15 protein-coding genes are annotated in these 15,083 nt (G+C 37.6%); 10 read left to right on the top strand and 5 right to left on the bottom strand.

Going from position 1 to position 15,083, the window contains the following annotated elements; translation table 11 throughout:
- Positions 1-147: 147 nt before the first annotated feature.
- Genes pstS through phoU form a run of 5 tightly spaced genes read left to right on the top strand, consistent with a single transcriptional unit; the run spans position 148 to position 4,625 of the window.
- Positions 148-1,248: a phosphate ABC transporter substrate-binding protein PstS gene (gene pstS / locus AADH04_RS11695; protein WP_434777456.1), complete on the top strand. Its 1,101-nt coding sequence runs from the start codon at positions 148-150 to the stop codon at positions 1,246-1,248.
- A gap of 4 nt (positions 1,249-1,252) precedes the next feature.
- Entirely contained in the window at positions 1,253-2,212 is a 960-nt protein-coding gene (gene pstC, locus AADH04_RS11690) for a phosphate ABC transporter permease PstC (RefSeq protein ID WP_434777455.1), read from the top strand.
- The gene (gene pstA / locus AADH04_RS11685) at positions 2,209-3,093 is read left to right on the top strand and encodes a phosphate ABC transporter permease PstA (protein ID WP_434777454.1); all 885 of its coding nucleotides are present in this window, start codon (positions 2,209-2,211) and stop codon (positions 3,091-3,093) included. Before pstC ends, pstA begins: the two co-directional genes overlap by 4 nt.
- Before the next feature lies 1 nt (position 3,094).
- On the top strand, positions 3,095-3,868 hold the full coding sequence (gene pstB / locus AADH04_RS11680) for a phosphate ABC transporter ATP-binding protein PstB (protein WP_434777453.1): 774 nt from the start codon (positions 3,095-3,097) through the stop codon (positions 3,866-3,868).
- A 16-nt stretch (positions 3,869-3,884) separates the two neighbouring features.
- Positions 3,885-4,625, top strand: a complete 741-nt coding sequence (gene phoU, locus AADH04_RS11675; protein ID WP_434777452.1) for a phosphate signaling complex protein PhoU — start codon at positions 3,885-3,887, stop codon at positions 4,623-4,625.
- A 32-nt stretch (positions 4,626-4,657) separates the two neighbouring features.
- On the opposite strand, the gene phoR is transcribed toward phoU, so the two are convergent.
- From phoR to dinG, 5 genes are all read right to left on the bottom strand, one after another.
- Positions 4,658-5,950: a phosphate regulon sensor histidine kinase PhoR gene (gene phoR / locus AADH04_RS11670; RefSeq protein WP_434777451.1), complete on the bottom strand. Its 1,293-nt coding sequence runs from the start codon at positions 5,948-5,950 to the stop codon at positions 4,658-4,660.
- A 27-nt stretch (positions 5,951-5,977) separates the two neighbouring features.
- The gene (phoB, locus tag AADH04_RS11665) at positions 5,978-6,673 is read right to left on the bottom strand and encodes a phosphate regulon transcriptional regulator PhoB (RefSeq protein ID WP_434777450.1); all 696 of its coding nucleotides are present in this window, start codon (positions 6,671-6,673) and stop codon (positions 5,978-5,980) included.
- A 169-nt stretch (positions 6,674-6,842) separates the two neighbouring features.
- Positions 6,843-8,015, bottom strand: coding sequence for a branched-chain amino acid ABC transporter substrate-binding protein (locus AADH04_RS11660; protein ID WP_434777449.1), 1,173 nt, complete (start codon positions 8,013-8,015; stop codon positions 6,843-6,845).
- Positions 8,016-8,190: 175 nt separating this feature from the next.
- Complete coding sequence (locus AADH04_RS11655; RefSeq protein ID WP_434777448.1) at positions 8,191-9,309, bottom strand: PhzF family phenazine biosynthesis isomerase; 1,119 nt, start codon at positions 9,307-9,309, stop codon at positions 8,191-8,193.
- A gap of 76 nt (positions 9,310-9,385) precedes the next feature.
- On the bottom strand, positions 9,386-11,518 hold the full coding sequence (dinG, locus tag AADH04_RS11650) for an ATP-dependent DNA helicase DinG (protein ID WP_434777447.1): 2,133 nt from the start codon (positions 11,516-11,518) through the stop codon (positions 9,386-9,388).
- 260 nt (positions 11,519-11,778) lie between these two features.
- On the opposite strand from dinG, the gene AADH04_RS11645 reads away from it, so the two are divergent.
- The 5 genes from AADH04_RS11645 to lptB are packed head-to-tail and all read left to right on the top strand — an operon-like array spanning position 11,779 to position 15,078.
- A complete protein-coding gene (locus tag AADH04_RS11645; protein ID WP_434777446.1) occupies positions 11,779-12,756 on the top strand; it encodes a KpsF/GutQ family sugar-phosphate isomerase in 978 nt (325 codons plus the stop codon).
- Positions 12,757-12,769: 13 nt separating this feature from the next.
- Positions 12,770-13,294, top strand: coding sequence for a KdsC family phosphatase (locus tag AADH04_RS11640; protein ID WP_434777445.1), 525 nt, complete (start codon positions 12,770-12,772; stop codon positions 13,292-13,294).
- On the top strand, positions 13,291-13,869 hold the full coding sequence (gene lptC, locus AADH04_RS11635) for an LPS export ABC transporter periplasmic protein LptC (protein WP_434777444.1): 579 nt from the start codon (positions 13,291-13,293) through the stop codon (positions 13,867-13,869). The genes AADH04_RS11640 and lptC overlap by 4 nt, the downstream gene beginning before the upstream one ends.
- Positions 13,847-14,347 carry a lipopolysaccharide transport periplasmic protein LptA gene (lptA, locus tag AADH04_RS11630; protein ID WP_434777443.1) on the top strand — a complete coding sequence of 167 codons (501 nt, stop codon included), beginning with the start codon at positions 13,847-13,849 and terminating at the stop codon, positions 14,345-14,347. Before lptC ends, lptA begins: the two co-directional genes overlap by 23 nt.
- Positions 14,344-15,078 (top strand): LPS export ABC transporter ATP-binding protein, encoded by a 735-nt coding sequence (gene lptB / locus AADH04_RS11625; RefSeq protein WP_434777442.1) that lies wholly within the window; start codon positions 14,344-14,346, stop codon positions 15,076-15,078. Before lptA ends, lptB begins: the two co-directional genes overlap by 4 nt.
- Positions 15,079-15,083 lie beyond the last annotated feature (5 nt).

Genomic DNA, 15,083 nt, shown 5'->3' with positions numbered 1-15,083 from the left:
AAGAAATAATAAAATATAATTTTGTCAAAAAACTGTCACATTTTTGACATAACATAACCATTAAATTTGATGAGTTAATGACTCTTCAAATTAGAAAAACACCTTAGTCTTTTGATTTTTTAATGCTTTTTATTTAGGAAATAACATATGCTACTTACACAAACGGCAATAAAAGCTTTGAGCATCATGGCTTGTGCCACTGTTTTACTGGCAGGTTGTGATCAAGCTAAGCAACAATCTGATGTTTCAGAAACAGCCAATAAAGAAGCAACACATGGCGCTAATTTAACAGGTGCAGGAGCAACCTTTCCTGCTCCTATTTATACAAAGTGGGCTGATAGCTACTTTAAAGACACAGCAAACAGAATCAATTATCAGGGAATTGGTTCTTCTGGCGGGGTCAAACAAATTGTGGCCAATACTGTGGATTTTGGCGCATCCGATGCGCCTTTAGACGACAAGAGACTCAAAGAAGAAAAGCTGTTTCAATTTCCAACTGTAATTGGTGGCATTGTATTAGCTGTAAACATTGAAGGCATTAAAAGTAACCAACTGGTATTAGATGGTTCAATCATTGCTGATATTTATTTAGGCAAAATCAAAAAATGGAATGATGAAGCCATTAAGAAATTAAACCCTGATTTGAATTTGCCAGATCAAAACATTGCTGTAGTGCGTCGAGCAGATGGTTCTGGTACGTCTTTTGTTTTTACTAACTATTTGGCAAAAACCAGTGAAATATGGAAAAACCAAGTGGGTTCAGGTTCTACTGTTAATTGGCCTGTAGGTGTTGGTGGAAAAGGTAATGATGGTGTGACCGCTTTTGTACAAAGATTATCAGGCTCTATTGGCTATGTTGAATATGCCTATGCAAAGCAAAATAACTTAGCTTATACCAAGTTACGCTCTGCTGATGGAGAAATACTGAGCCCAAGTGTGGATGCGTTTAATGCCTCTGCAATAGAAGCCGATTGGGAAAACAGTTTTGCTCAAGATTTAACTTATCGAAAAGGTAAAAATGCTTGGCCAATTTCGTCTACAACCTTTATTTTGATTCATACCGTACAAAAAGATGCAGCAAAGGCAAAACAAACTTTAGATTTCTTTAATTGGACTTTTTCTGAACACGGTTCTGCAATGGCTAAAGAATTAGATTATGCCCCACTGCCAAATACGGTAATTGAAAAAATTCATACTGCATGGAAAACTCAAATTAAAGATACTCAAGGTCAACCTGTTTACCCTTAACCTTATGAATAAAACAAAAACTCACTTTAAACCGCATTATTCTTTTTGGGATACTGCTTTTGCTTGGCTGGTAAAAGGAGCCGCTTTTACAGTGTTGCTTTTACTGGTCAGTATTATTATTTCACTGATTATTTCTGCCTTGCCGAGTATTCAAACTTTTGGCTGGGGATTTTTATGGCAAAAAGAATGGAACCCGCCTGCTGAAACATTTGGGGCATTAATCCCCATATATGGCACATTGGTGACATCCGCCATCGCACTGATGATTGCTGTACCAGTTAGTTTTGGTATTGCCTTGTTTTTAACAGAGCTTGCGCCTAATTGGCTAAAGCGCCCTTTAGGTATTGCAATTGAGCTATTGGCTGCTATACCCAGCATTGTTTATGGTATGTGGGGATTATTTGTCTTTGCACCTTTATTTGCACAGTACTTTCAAGAACCATTGGAACGTTTTTCAGAAAATATCCCTATACTTAAAACACTGTTTGAAGGCCCAAGTTTTGGTATTGGTATTTTAACTGCTGGCATTATTTTAGCAATTATGGTGATTCCATATATTGCATCGGTAATGCGAGACGTCTTTGAACAAACACCAAAAATGATGAAGGAGTCTGCATATGGCTTAGGTGCAACCACATGGGAAGTGATTTGGCACGTGGTATTGCCTTTTACCAAAACAGGGGTATTAGGTGGCATTATGCTGGGTCTTGGGCGTGCTTTAGGTGAAACAATGGCCGTTACTTTTGTCATTGGCAATACTTACCAATTCACGAATCTTTCACTATTTGCGCCAGGCAACAGCATTACCTCTTCTTTAGCCAATGAATTTGCAGAAGCAGATGCTGGTCTACATACAGCAGCCTTAATGGAACTTGGACTGATTTTATTTGTGATTACTTTTATTGTGTTGGCTTTATCCAAAATGATGATTGCCAAAACCAGTAAATATAAAGGGGCGGCATGATGAGCACACAAATACAAGCAGTGAACCAAACCATTAAACAAAAGAAACAGAAACAAAGACGATTTAAAAATTATATTGCTTTGGCTTTATCTGTTTTTACCATGCTTTTTGGTTTATTTTGGCTTTTATGGATTTTATATTCAACTTTTTCAAAAGGCATCAATGGGTTATCACTTTCTTTATTTACTGAAATGACCCCTCCCCCTAATAGTGATGAAGGAGGCTTACTCAATGCCATTGCAGGGAGTGGTTTATTGATTTTATGGGCAACCATTATTGGCACACCTTTAGGCGTATTAGCAGGTATTTATTTAGCAGAATATGGTAAAAGATCAATACTGGCCTCTGCTGTGCGTTTTATTAATGATATTCTGCTGTCTGCCCCATCTATTGTGATTGGTTTATTTGTGTACAGTGTTATTGTTGCAAGAATAGGTCATTTTTCAGGATGGGCAGGTATTGTTGCCTTGGCTTTAATTCAAATTCCTATTGTGGTACGTACCACAGAAAATATGCTGCTTTTGGTACCCAATACTTTGCGTGAAGCAGCTTATGCCTTAGGTACACCAAAATGGAAAACAATTTTACGCATCACATTAAAAGCGTCTTTGTCTGGCATTATGACGGGTATCTTACTGGCTATTGCCCGTATTGCAGGCGAAACGGCTCCTTTATTATTTACTGCCTTATCCAATCAATTTTGGAGTGTGGATTTGGCAGAACCAATTGCTAACTTACCTGTGACTATTTTTAAGTTTGCCATGAGCCCATTTGAGTATTGGCAAAAACTGGCTTGGGCTGGTGTATTACTGATTACAGTATGTATTCTATTATTGAATATTATTGCAAGAACTTTCTTTTCTACTAAAAAACAAGGCTGATATGACTGAGCTTAATGTACCTAACAGTAAAATTAAAGTAAATAACCTGAATTTTTATTATAAAAAATTTCATGCTTTAAAAAATATTTCTCTTGATATCACAGCAAATGAAGTAACGGCTTTTATTGGCCCTTCAGGTTGTGGCAAATCTACTTTATTACGTACATTCAACAAAATGTACCAACTTTATCCCGAGCAATATGCTGAAGGGGAAATCCTGCTGGATAATGAAAACATCCTAGATAGCCATATTGATACAGCATTACTTAGGGCAAAAGTAGGCATGGTTTTTCAAAAACCCACACCTTTTCCCATGTCTATTTATGACAATATTGCTTTTGGGGTTAAACTATTTGAAAAATTATCCCGAGTAGATTTGGAAGAACGCATAGAATGGGCATTAACTAAAGCTGCTTTATGGGATGAAACCAAAGATAAACTAAAAGAAAGTGGTTATAGTTTATCTGGTGGGCAACAACAACGTTTAAGTATTGCCAGAGCCATTGCCATTCATCCAGAAGTCTTGCTATTAGACGAACCTTGCTCTGCTCTAGACCCAATTTCAACAGGACGGATTGAAGAATTGATTCATGAACTCAAATCTGATTACACCATTGTGATTGTGACACATAATATGCAACAAGCGGCTCGTTGTTCAGATAAAACCGCATTTATGTATCTAGGTGATTTGATTGAATTTGACGACACCAATCAAATTTTTACCAAACCGAAAAATAAACGTACTGAAGATTATATTACTGGTCGTTATGGCTAAGAACAGGATGCTATCTATGGAAAAATTGAATATTAATCAACACATCTCTGCTCAATTTAATGCTGAGTTAGAACAAGCCATGAATCAAGTCATGACCATGGGCGGCATGGTTGAGCAACAATTAAACGATGCCATTAAAGCCATGAACAACAGAGATGGCGTTTTGGCCAAACAAATCATTAAGCAGGATAAAAAAGTCAACCAAATGGAGGTTGAAATTAATGAGTTTTGTATACGTATTATCGCCAAACGGCAACCAACAGCCAGTGATTTACGCTTATTAATTGTGATCATTAAAACCATTTCTGAGTTAGAACGAATTGGAGACGTTGCTCGAAAAATCTGTAAAACAGCTTTAGAGCGTTTTTCACAGGAACACCAAGCTTTACTGGTTAATCTGGAATCCTTAGCCAAACGTTCTATTCATATGTTACATGATATACTTAATGCTTTTGCCCGTATGGATTTAGCCGAAGCTATCCGTATTTATGATGAAGACAATAAGGTAGATCAGGAATACGAAGCAGTCGTCCGACAATTAATGACCTACATGATGGAAGACCCTCGCTCTATCCCTAATATTTTAACCGCGTTATCTTGTGCGCGTTCATTAGAACGTATTGGGGATAGATGCCAAAATATTTGCGAATTTATTGTTTATTTTATCAAAGGTGAAGATGTGCGTTATCGTAGTGATATTGATTTATCTGCTCTGTTGAACGAAGGAGCCATTCTAGAAGATAAACTAGACGACTGAATCACTGTGCACAAAAAATAGATGGATAGGTTTTACTGACCTATCCATTTTCCTTTTAAGGTAAACTGAAAACAACTGCCTTGACCTAAGGTACTTTTGATTTCTAAAACACTGTCATGATTATTTAATGCATGTTTGACTATAGCCAAACCTAAACCTGACCCACCTGTTTTCCTTGAACGGGAAGAGTCAACACGATAAAAACGCTCAGTTAAGCGCATAATATGCTCAGGTGCAATGCCCTGCCCACTATCACAAACAGACAACACAGCCTCACCTTTGTCATTTTTTTGCCAGTTTAATGTGATGCTACTATTGCTTGGTGTATGTTCTATTGCATTAAACAATAAATTGGTAATGGCGCTACGTAATTGCGACTCATCTGCATAAATATGCAATGTTGGGTCAATGGTGATGTTTAAGGTTTGCCCTTTTTGTAAAAAAGCTTCTGCTTCTTTTTGTATACTGTTCATAAACTGTTGAACATTAATTTCTGTATTAAAATCTACTTTAACCATTGCTTCTATACGGGCAAGCGTAGTCAATTGTGCAACCAGATTATTCAATCGAGAAACTTGTTCCTGCATAGATTCTAAAGCGGTGTATTCTGTTGTCTCTTGCATTACATCTTGTGACAATAGTTCTATATACCCTTGTAACACAGTTAAGGGTATACGTAATTCATGGCTGACATTGGCAAAAAAATCCTGACGCATCGACTCATTTTTACGATATTCTGTCACATCTCTGGCAACAATAAGCAATGTATCCGCAACATAAGGATAGACAATTCTAAATTCCACATATCTTTTTTGATTAATAAAAAAAGTAGCGGGTTGCTCAAACTGATCACTTTTAAAGTAAGCCACAAACTCAGGCAGACGAATCAGGTTTAGGATAGATTGCTGGTTGTCTTTTGGCCATTTTAAGCCAAGTAAATCCTGAGCCAGTTGATTACACCAAACCAAATGACCTTCTCTTTTACACAATATAATGCCATCAGGTACCGATTCTGCACCTTGCCTAAACTGTTTTAATAATAAGCTTAATTGATTACGTTGTTCTCTTTGACGTTTACGCATCAAACGTAAACCATGAAATATGGGTAACCAATTACCCCTAACCTCTGGTGGAAACAGTGTGTTTTCATTCCATATCCAATGAGATAATTTAACCAGATAATAATAATGCCAGCACAACAACCCTAAAGTCACCAAAAATAAAAACAATAAAAAGTGACCAAATAACAACGACAAAACAACTGCAATGGCAGCTGTGACACTTAATTCAACCAATAAACGCTTATATGTCAGGGTACCAAGCATTCACCCATTCCTAGCAAGATATAATAATTAATGACATGAAAAACGATAACCTTCGCCACGCACAGTTTGTAATAATTTACCATGACCAGTAGGTTCTAATATTTTGCGTAAACGACCAACCACTACATCAACGGTGCGTTCATCTAAATAAGCATCTGTTCCCCATACATGATCAAGTAATTGTGAACGACTGAATACTCTTTCCATATGGGTCATCAAAAACACCAGCAGTTTATATTCCATCCGCCCAATTTGTACAGACTCTTCATTGATAAACACTCTATGAGCATCAATATCAATACAAATACCTTCTATATTCATTGTTTTTGTTGATAATGCAGACTGTTCATTTTGATTACGCCTAAACACCACCTTAATTCGAGCCAATAGCTCTTTTAGTGAAAACGGCTTAATCATATAGTCTTCTGCGCCAGCCTCTAAACCTATCACCTTATTATCTTCTTCACTTCTAGCGGTTAACATAATCACGGGGATAGATTCTGTTGCTTTATGGGCTTTGATTTGTTTTAACAAATTAATACCAGAACCACCTGGTAACATCCAATCCAGTAAAATCAAATCTGGCAATTGTTGGGTTTCAAGTAATAATAATGCGCTATCGTAATCAGAAGCCAATAAGACTTGAAAACCTTGCTGCTTTAAAAACAAAAGCAACATTTCTTGTATGGCCAGCTCGTCTTCGACAATCAATATACTTTTCATAAAAAGAAACAGGCATTAAATAATTTTTATTATATAACCTTTATGTGACAATATGATGACTGTTGTTGATATAAAAATTTTTCTATAAAGCTAAAATCAATAAAAGAAATTTCTCTCATACAAAAAACCACGCTCGTGAGCGTGGTTTAAAAATAGATACGGTGTTATTTTACTTTACCAAAACCCAACCACCATCTTTATACTCATATAAAGTCACCATTGGGTCTTTAATATCACCAGAAGGCATAAATTCTATTTCACCCGTAATCCCCTGCATTTTTGTTTTGGCAATTTCTGGGCCATACACATCAGGGTCACTACTTTTTGCGCGTTTCATTGCATCAATTAATGTTTTAGCTGCATCATAAGCATAAGGGGCATAAGCAACAATATCTTGTTTAAATGTTGCTTTGTATTTTTCTTTAAATTGATCAAATTGAGGCATATTTTCTACTGGTGCGCTGGTTGTTGAGGCAAAAGTACCAATGGCAGCCTCCCCTGCTAACTCAAGGAATTTTTCGGTTTTAATGCCATCTGCCCCCATAAATTTAGCAGGTACACCTTGACGGCGTAGCTCTTTAATTAATGGCGCAGCTTGTGGATCCATACCACCATAGAAAATCAAATCAGGATTTTTAACTTTAATTGCAGTGACAATGGCACCAAACTCAGTGGCTGAAGTATTGGTGAATTCTTCGCCTACTTTCTGAGCCCCACCTTCTTGCATTTTTTTCGCAAAATCATTGGCTAAACCTTCGCCATAGGCTGTTTTATCATGAATGATAGCAAACGTTTTGATGCCTAATTTTTCAATCGCATATTTTGCCAATGCCTCACCTTGCTGGCTATCGTTAGCAATAATACGGTATACATTTTTTTTGCCACCTTCAGTAAAACTTGGGCTAGTGACAGATGAAGCAATAACAGGAATATTATTTTCAATATAAATTAATGAAGCTGGAATCGCAGCCCCTGAAGTCAAATGACCAATGACTCCTGAAACGCCTTTATCAACAAAACGCTGAGCCACTTGTGTGGCTGTTTTAGGGTCTGCTTGATCATCCTCTGATAAAAGTTGGAATTGAACTTTTTTACCTTCCCAGACGATATTTTCAGCATTGGCTTCATCTACAGCCAGCTGCACGCCATAAGCACTGTCTTGCCCCCAACCACCAAATGGGCCAGTTAATGGGTTAGCTGTACCGATTTTGACCACAATCGTGCCATTATCAGCAGAACCATTATTGGCTACTGTACCTTGTGGATCATTATTTTCCTTATTACAAGCAGCTACTGCCAAAGACAACGCAGCAACTAATCCTATTGCACGTAAAGTGGACATATCTACTCCTGAAATTAAATTTTGTGACTCAAAAATATATTTTTTATAAACAAATAATGGCTAAAAACCACAATAAAGACTTTATATTAATTTAAATAAGCCATATAAGCCATAAAAAAAAGCTGAACTTACATTAAAAAGTTCAGCCTGATGTATTTTAATAAAAAGCCATGATTTAAATAATGATATTCCCTTGCATAAAAGTACGCGCATACCCAGCAAGCCATACACGATCATCTTGTGCATAATCACAATACACCATGCCTCCTCGAGCAGAGACTTGCTGAGCAATTAAGCTATTTTTACCCAACTCATCTGCCCAATATGGCACCAAAGTGCAATGCGCTGAACCTGTGACAGAGTCTTCACTCAAATCTAAACTAAAAAAGCGGGAAACAAAATCAACCTGTTTACCCTTTGCTGTAAAAATAACAGGTTTACCCGTTAACGCAATCAAAGCAGCAACATCAGGCTGAACAGCTTTAACTTGATCTTCATTGTCCAGTACAACCATTAAAGCTTTAGCTTGCCATACAGATTGAGGCTGAATGCCTATGATTTCTTTTAAACCATCAGGGCATTCCATCATCTGCGCTTTACGTGCAGGAAAATCCAAAACCAGTTTACTTAAATCATCGCGATGGCGTTTTACAGTTAACACTCCGCTTAAAGTCTGAAAACTGATTTGTGTTTGTTCCACATAAATATTATTAAGTAAAACATGAGCTGTTGCCAAAGTGGCATGACCACATAAATCTACTTCTCTATTAGGCGTAAACCAACTTAATTGATGTTGACCATTGGCACTATAAACAAAGGCTGTTTCAGGAAGGTTTAATTCTGAGGCAATACGTTGTTTTTCTTGAGCACTTAACTCTTTTGACAGCAAACACACCCCTGCTGGATTGCCTAAACAACCTTGACCAATAAAAGCATCTACATGAAAATACTGCAATGTGGTCAATATACCATCATCTTGAACACACTCTATGTTGGTTTGTTTTGCATCTTGCACCAACACGCCACCATCAACTACCCGTAAATCATTGTCTTTGGCAAAATCCAATATAAATTTAAATACGGCTGGGTTTTGTTCTTTAAGTGCTTTATCAACCAAAACACTTCTGGCACCATCCACAATTAAAGGATGAACACAACGATGATACGCTAAACGGTGATCTTCCCCAAAAGAAGACAAAACACCTGCTAAACGCTCTGCCCAATCACTAGGGCGAAAACGTTTTCCATCCGCATTGATACCTTGAATCACTATTTCATCTGGTTTGCAAATCATATTATTTCTCTTTTTAATGTAGCGCTAAGTTTATTTTTTATTAATTTTTTATTACGGACGTTATTATACTCTTAATTTATAACCGTTTAAATGGTGGTAAACTGGCTAATAGCTTTTTACCATAAGAAGCTGTTTTGATACGGTTATCTAAAATGGTGACTCTACCATAATCACTTTCTGTTCTGATTAAGCGTCCAACTGCTTGAATTAATTTCATACTGGTTTCTGGCACAGTTATTTCTAAAAATGGATTGCCTCCTTTTTGTTCGATCCAACGACTCATGGTTTTATCTACCGGATTATCTGGCATAGAAAAAGGCAATTTGGCTATAATGACATGAACACAAGCAATACCAGGTAAATCTAGCCCCTCGGCAAAACTGTCCAAGCCAAAAATAATACTGCTTTGTTGACGATCCAAAGCATCATAATGCATTCTAAGCAATGCTGATTTTGCCATTTCACCTTGTACCAGCAATCGCTCTATATAATTGGCTGGTAGCCCTGCTGAGACATCCTGCATTTGTTTGCGAGAAGAGAATAAAACCAAAGTACCGACTGCTTCTTGTATATCAATTAATTTGGGCAACCATTCAATTATTTGTGCTGTGTGTGCTTGACTGTCTTTGGGGCTGGCCATAATAGCAGGCAAATAAAGCTCTCCCTGTTCAGCAAAATTAAAAGGACTTTCCAAAGCTAAAGTAGCGGTTTTCGGCATCCACGATAAACCTGTTTGTCTTAGAAATAGGTCAAAATTACCCAATGATTGTAAGGTAGCCGATGTTAATAACACCCCCGCGGCTTTTTGCCACAAACCATGGCTTAAAGCAGAGGCAGCAGAGATGGGAGAAGCCTGAAAAATATAATCGGTTTTATCTGCTTGCCGTCTACTGATCCATTTTGCCAGAGGTGGTGCGCCCTCTTTTACTGACTCTTCCAATAAATCCCACACCGAATTTATTTGTTCAGCTTTGGCAATACTGAATCCTAATTCACTGGATATTCGATCAAATAAAGCATTTTCAGTATTTTTATCTTTACGGCTATTACCCAAGGAATCATTTAAAGCATGTAGATGTTTCACCAACATACGCGCAGCGATCGCAGTATTGGTTGTGATCACCTGTAGCGCCTCTGGTATCTGACCATCCTCCCATAACCAGACAGGCTCCATATTGTCATTGGTCATGCTCAGTTCTGGCACATCATTTAAAACCCATAACCATTCAGCAAAAACTTCAATTAAAGCAGCGCTTGCTTCATCTGCTAAATTGGCTAAGTCTGGCTTATCAGTTAAAGCAGCAACCTGATCTGTTAAATTGGGCAGTTTTTCTAAAAACCATTGTGCTTGAGAAAGACTGTGTTCTGCAGCAAATTGATCTATCGCTTTTTTAGGTAAACGATGAGCCTCATCAATACAGTAAAAACTATTAGCAGGTTCCGTCAAAATAACCCCACCGCCCATACTGATATCGGCCAATAATAAATCATGATTTACCACAATCACATCGACCGTTTCCAATAAGTCTCTAGCTAAATAAAAGGGGCATTCAGCACGATTTGGACAGGCGGCTTTTAAACACCCATGTCGATCATTGGTTAACCTAAACCATAAAGCTTCATCTATGGTTTGTGGCCATGAATCTTTATCACCATTGAAACGACGAGCAGAAAATTCATCCGCAATTTCACGTAATAAACTAATTTCTTCAGGTTTTGGCTTTTTATCCCACACAGCAAAGCTGGCATCAAAGCCAAGCAAATCATCCTGTGCGGTCTCATGTGTTAATTGATATAAGCGATAAGGACATAAATAACGGCTTCTGCCTTTTGCTAAAGCGTAATTAATCTGTAACCCACTTTTTTCAACCACAAAGGGCAAATCCCGATAGACTAACTGTTCTTGTAAGGCTATGGTTGCACTGGAAATAATCAACTTCTTACCATGGGTTTTTGCCATGACGCTACCTGCCAAAAGATAAGCCAAACTTTTACCTACACCTGTTGGCCCTTCAATGACAATAAGGCTTTCACCTTCGCGCTTTGGCTCTTCTTCATGCTCATCTGACTTAGTTAAAGTAAGACTAAAAGCATTGGCTAACGCAGCAATCATTTGCCGTTGAGCCTGACGAGGTTTAAACCCCGTTAAATTTTTAGCAATATTTTGGTAATAATCTTTAATTGCGTTTTTTTCTATGTCTGTCAACATAATAACGTTTTTGTTTGTGCACCTTGTGTTTATTGTGCGTTATTATACCTTTGATTTGTGTACACCACTTAGCTAAAAGATCAACATAAAAATAGACCTTCAATTTATTTTTTCACAAAAAACTTATAAAATATTAGTGACAACATGAATAATATGAGCAAGCCTATTTGTTGCTTTAAATGTGTAAAATTAGATTAAGATAACTGCAAACACACGCAAAAAGTGTGCCAAACAAAATAATCACGGGTATAATTGACTCCATGAATACTTCACAATCAGCTTATTTAAAACAAGCTCAAGATGTCTTAAATATAGAAGCGTCTGCGCTCGTTGATTTGTCTAACCAATTAGATGAATCTTTTACTCAGGCTATAGACCTTATTTTAGGTTGCACTGGGCGCCTTATTGTTACAGGCATGGGAAAATCTGGTCATATTGGCACAAAAATTGCTGCCACCATGGCCTCTACAGGTACGCCCTCGTTCTTTGTTCACCCTGCGGAAGCTGCTCATGGTGATTTAGGCATGATTGTACAAAATGATATTGTTTTGGCGCTCTCTAATTCTGGAGAAAGTGAAGAAGTCATTGCACTCTTACCCGCCTTAAAACGTAAAGGCACAAAAATTATTGCCATTACTGGGCGAACTCATTCTACTTTAGCCAAAGAAGCTGATATTCATTTAAATGCAGCAGTTAAACAAGAAGCTTGCCCTTTAGGGCTGGCACCAACCACCAGCACCACCGCAGCGTTGGCGCTAGGTGATGCTTTAGCTGTTGTATTGCTTAGTGCCAGAAAATTTACCCCTGAAGATTTTGCACTGTCTCACCCAGCAGGTAGCCTTGGTAAACGCTTACTTATTCATGTTGCTGATTTAATGCATAAAGAGGACGACTTACCACAAGTCAAGGAAGGCGCTACCTTACAAAACGCTTTATTGATTATGACCGAAAAAGGTCTAGGAATGACTGCAGTAACCAATGAGCAAGGACAACTGATCGGTGTTTTTACCGATGGTGATTTACGCCGAATTTTCCAAAAGACAGCAAACCTGACTAATATAATGATTGATGATGTGATGTCTAAAAATCCCAAAACCATTAGTGCAAACAAATTGGCCAGTGAAGCATTGCATATGATGCAAACCTATAAAGTCAGTGCTCTACTGATCACCAATGAACAAAATCATTTAATTGGTGCCATCAATATGCATGATTTACTACAAGCTGGCATTATTTAGGAATTTTAAATTTATGTATCAAACCAATCAATTGGCCACACCAGTAAAACTACTGATCATGGATGTAGATGGTGTGTTAACAGATGGACGTATTTTTATTACCGCATCTGGCGAAGAAATAAAGTCATTTCATACACTTGATGGTCATGGCTTAAAAATGTTACAAAAAACAGGGGTTAAATTGGCCATTATTACAGGAAGAGACGCACCTAGTGTCGCCCACCGTGTAAAAGGGCTTGGTATTGATTATTACTTTGCAGGTATTCACAATAAGCAACAAACATTTTTAACTCTATTAGAGCAAACTGGGTTAAACGCTAAGCAATGTGCTTATATTGGTGATGATGTTGTCGATTTACCTGTCATGAATCGTGTTGGATTTTGTGTTGCTGTGCCGCAAGCCCATCCTGAAGTCTTAAAACGTGCCCATTATGTGACACAAGCTGCGGCAGGTGCTGGTGCAGTGCGAGAGTTATGTGATCTGATCATGCACACACAAGGAACCTTAGATAAAGCTCTGGCTGAGTATTTATCATGAAAAATATCTGGGTAGGTAAACTTTTTCCCCTTGGGCTGGTACTTTTACTTTTTGGTACCAGTTTTTGGCTCGATCAGGTTTCCACACTTGATCACAGCAATAGTTCCTTAAACCCCAACAAACCTGAATATATTGTTGATGGTGTACATGCCAAACGTTTTGATGAACAAGGGCTGTTAAAAGAAGACTTTATTGCCAGCCGCACTTGGCAATTTCCTAAAAGTGACGATATGTTCGCCAAAAACCCAAAAGTGGATATTTTCGAAAATGGCATAAAAAAATATCACTTGGTAGGGGAAGTATCCAAATACAATACTCAAACCAAAGTGATTTATTTTGATCGTCAAGTGACTATGGAAAAAATGGCTGACGCTGAACATCCAGAGGCTAAAATCATCACTTCAGCACTAACCGCAGATACTGAAGCACAAACCGTACAATCTAAAAATAAAGTCGATTTTTCCTATGGCACATCTACAGGAAGTGCTGTTGGTTTTGATTACAACCACAAAACAGGTCTATTAAATTTAAATTCAAGAGTGAGTGCCATTTATGAAATTCCGCCCAATAAGTAGCCTTATTTTATTGGCAAGTTTAAGCCATTTAACTTATGCAGAAGATGCTGACCGCAGCAAACCCATTGAGATTACTGCTGATCAAGGCTCTTTAGATCAACAAAATCAAGTGACCACATGGAAAGGCAATGTTGTTATTATTCAAGGAACACTTAAATTTACCTCAGCAGATTTACAAGTGACCCGTAACACCGAAGGCTTTCAAAAAATGGTTGCCACAGGTAAACCTGTTACCTTTCGCCAAAAACTTGAAGGCAAACCACAATATGTCAGTGGCCATGCAAACAAAGTCGAGTACGACAGTAAAACCAATGTGGTCATCTTAACTGGTGCGGCTCAAGTGAAACGTGAAGGAGATGTTGTTGATGGTGCGCGTATCACATACAACACAGCAACAGAAACCTATCAGGTTGATGGCAGTGCAGGTAAACAAGTTAAAGTCATTTTGCAACCTTCAACAACAGAAAAGAAAAAATGAACCAAAACATCAGTGTGTTGACCGTTAAAAATTTAAAAAAGTCCTATAAAAAACGAATGGTCGTTAAGGATGTTTCTCTTACGATTAAAAGTGGCGAAGTTGTTGGTTTACTTGGCCCCAATGGTGCGGGTAAAACCACCAGTTTTTATATGATTGTTGGTTTGGTTTCATCAGATGCAGGAGAAATTCTAATAGATGAACAAAACCTAAGTAAAATGCCTATTCATAAAAGAGCACGTTTAGGCTTAGGTTACTTGCCACAAGAAGCTTCTATTTTTAGAAAGATGACCGTAGAAGAAAATATTCAATCTATTTTAGAAATCAGTAGCAAAAGTAAAAAAGCCATTAAAGAAGAATTACACACCTTATTAGAAGATTTACACATTACCCATTTGCAAAAAAGCAATGCTTTATCTTTATCTGGTGGAGAAAGACGTCGCGTAGAAATTGCCCGTGTTCTGGCAACTAATCCCCGCTTTATTTTATTAGATGAACCTTTTGCGGGTGTTGACCCAATTGCCGTTATTGATATTCAAAAAATTATTTCTTTTCTAAAACAAAAAAATATTGGTGTGCTTATTACAGATCACAATGTGCGAGAAACACTCAGAATTTGTGACCGTGCCTATATTATTAATGATGGCAGTGTACTGGCAACAGGTTTACCTAATGAACTGGTTAATAATGAATTGGTTCGAGAAGTTTATTTAGGTGAGCACTTTGACTTTTAAGGCTT

Origin of the sequence: Neisseria sp. Ec49-e6-T10 (assembly GCF_051132615.1) — a bacterium.
Taxonomy (GTDB): Bacteria; Pseudomonadota; Gammaproteobacteria; order Burkholderiales; family Neisseriaceae.
This window is presented reverse-complemented; position numbering and strand designations above follow the sequence as displayed.

Bases quoted from the DNA above. Each gene is read 5' to 3' on its own strand.
- dinG (WP_434777447.1), bottom strand. From the start codon at position 11,518: ATGTTGACAGACATAGAAAAAAACGCAATTAAAGATTATTACCAAAAT.
- pstC (WP_434777455.1), top strand. From the start codon at position 1,253: ATGAATAAAACAAAAACTCACTTTAAACCGCATTATTCTTTTTGGGAT.
- pstA (WP_434777454.1), top strand. From the start codon at position 2,209: ATGATGAGCACACAAATACAAGCAGTGAACCAAACCATTAAACAAAAG.
- AADH04_RS11660 (WP_434777449.1), bottom strand. From the start codon at position 8,015: ATGTCCACTTTACGTGCAATAGGATTAGTTGCTGCGTTGTCTTTGGCA.
- AADH04_RS11645 (WP_434777446.1), top strand. From the start codon at position 11,779: ATGAATACTTCACAATCAGCTTATTTAAAACAAGCTCAAGATGTCTTA.
- pstS (WP_434777456.1), top strand. From the start codon at position 148: ATGCTACTTACACAAACGGCAATAAAAGCTTTGAGCATCATGGCTTGT.
- pstB (WP_434777453.1), top strand. From the start codon at position 3,095: ATGACTGAGCTTAATGTACCTAACAGTAAAATTAAAGTAAATAACCTG.
- lptC (WP_434777444.1), top strand. From the start codon at position 13,291: ATGAAAAATATCTGGGTAGGTAAACTTTTTCCCCTTGGGCTGGTACTT.
- AADH04_RS11655 (WP_434777448.1), bottom strand. From the start codon at position 9,309: ATGATTTGCAAACCAGATGAAATAGTGATTCAAGGTATCAATGCGGAT.
- lptB (WP_434777442.1), top strand. From the start codon at position 14,344: ATGAACCAAAACATCAGTGTGTTGACCGTTAAAAATTTAAAAAAGTCC.
- AADH04_RS11640 (WP_434777445.1), top strand. From the start codon at position 12,770: ATGTATCAAACCAATCAATTGGCCACACCAGTAAAACTACTGATCATG.
- phoB (WP_434777450.1), bottom strand. From the start codon at position 6,673: ATGAAAAGTATATTGATTGTCGAAGACGAGCTGGCCATACAAGAAATG.
- lptA (WP_434777443.1), top strand. From the start codon at position 13,847: ATGAAATTCCGCCCAATAAGTAGCCTTATTTTATTGGCAAGTTTAAGC.
- phoR (WP_434777451.1), bottom strand. From the start codon at position 5,950: ATGCTTGGTACCCTGACATATAAGCGTTTATTGGTTGAATTAAGTGTC.
- phoU (WP_434777452.1), top strand. From the start codon at position 3,885: ATGGAAAAATTGAATATTAATCAACACATCTCTGCTCAATTTAATGCT.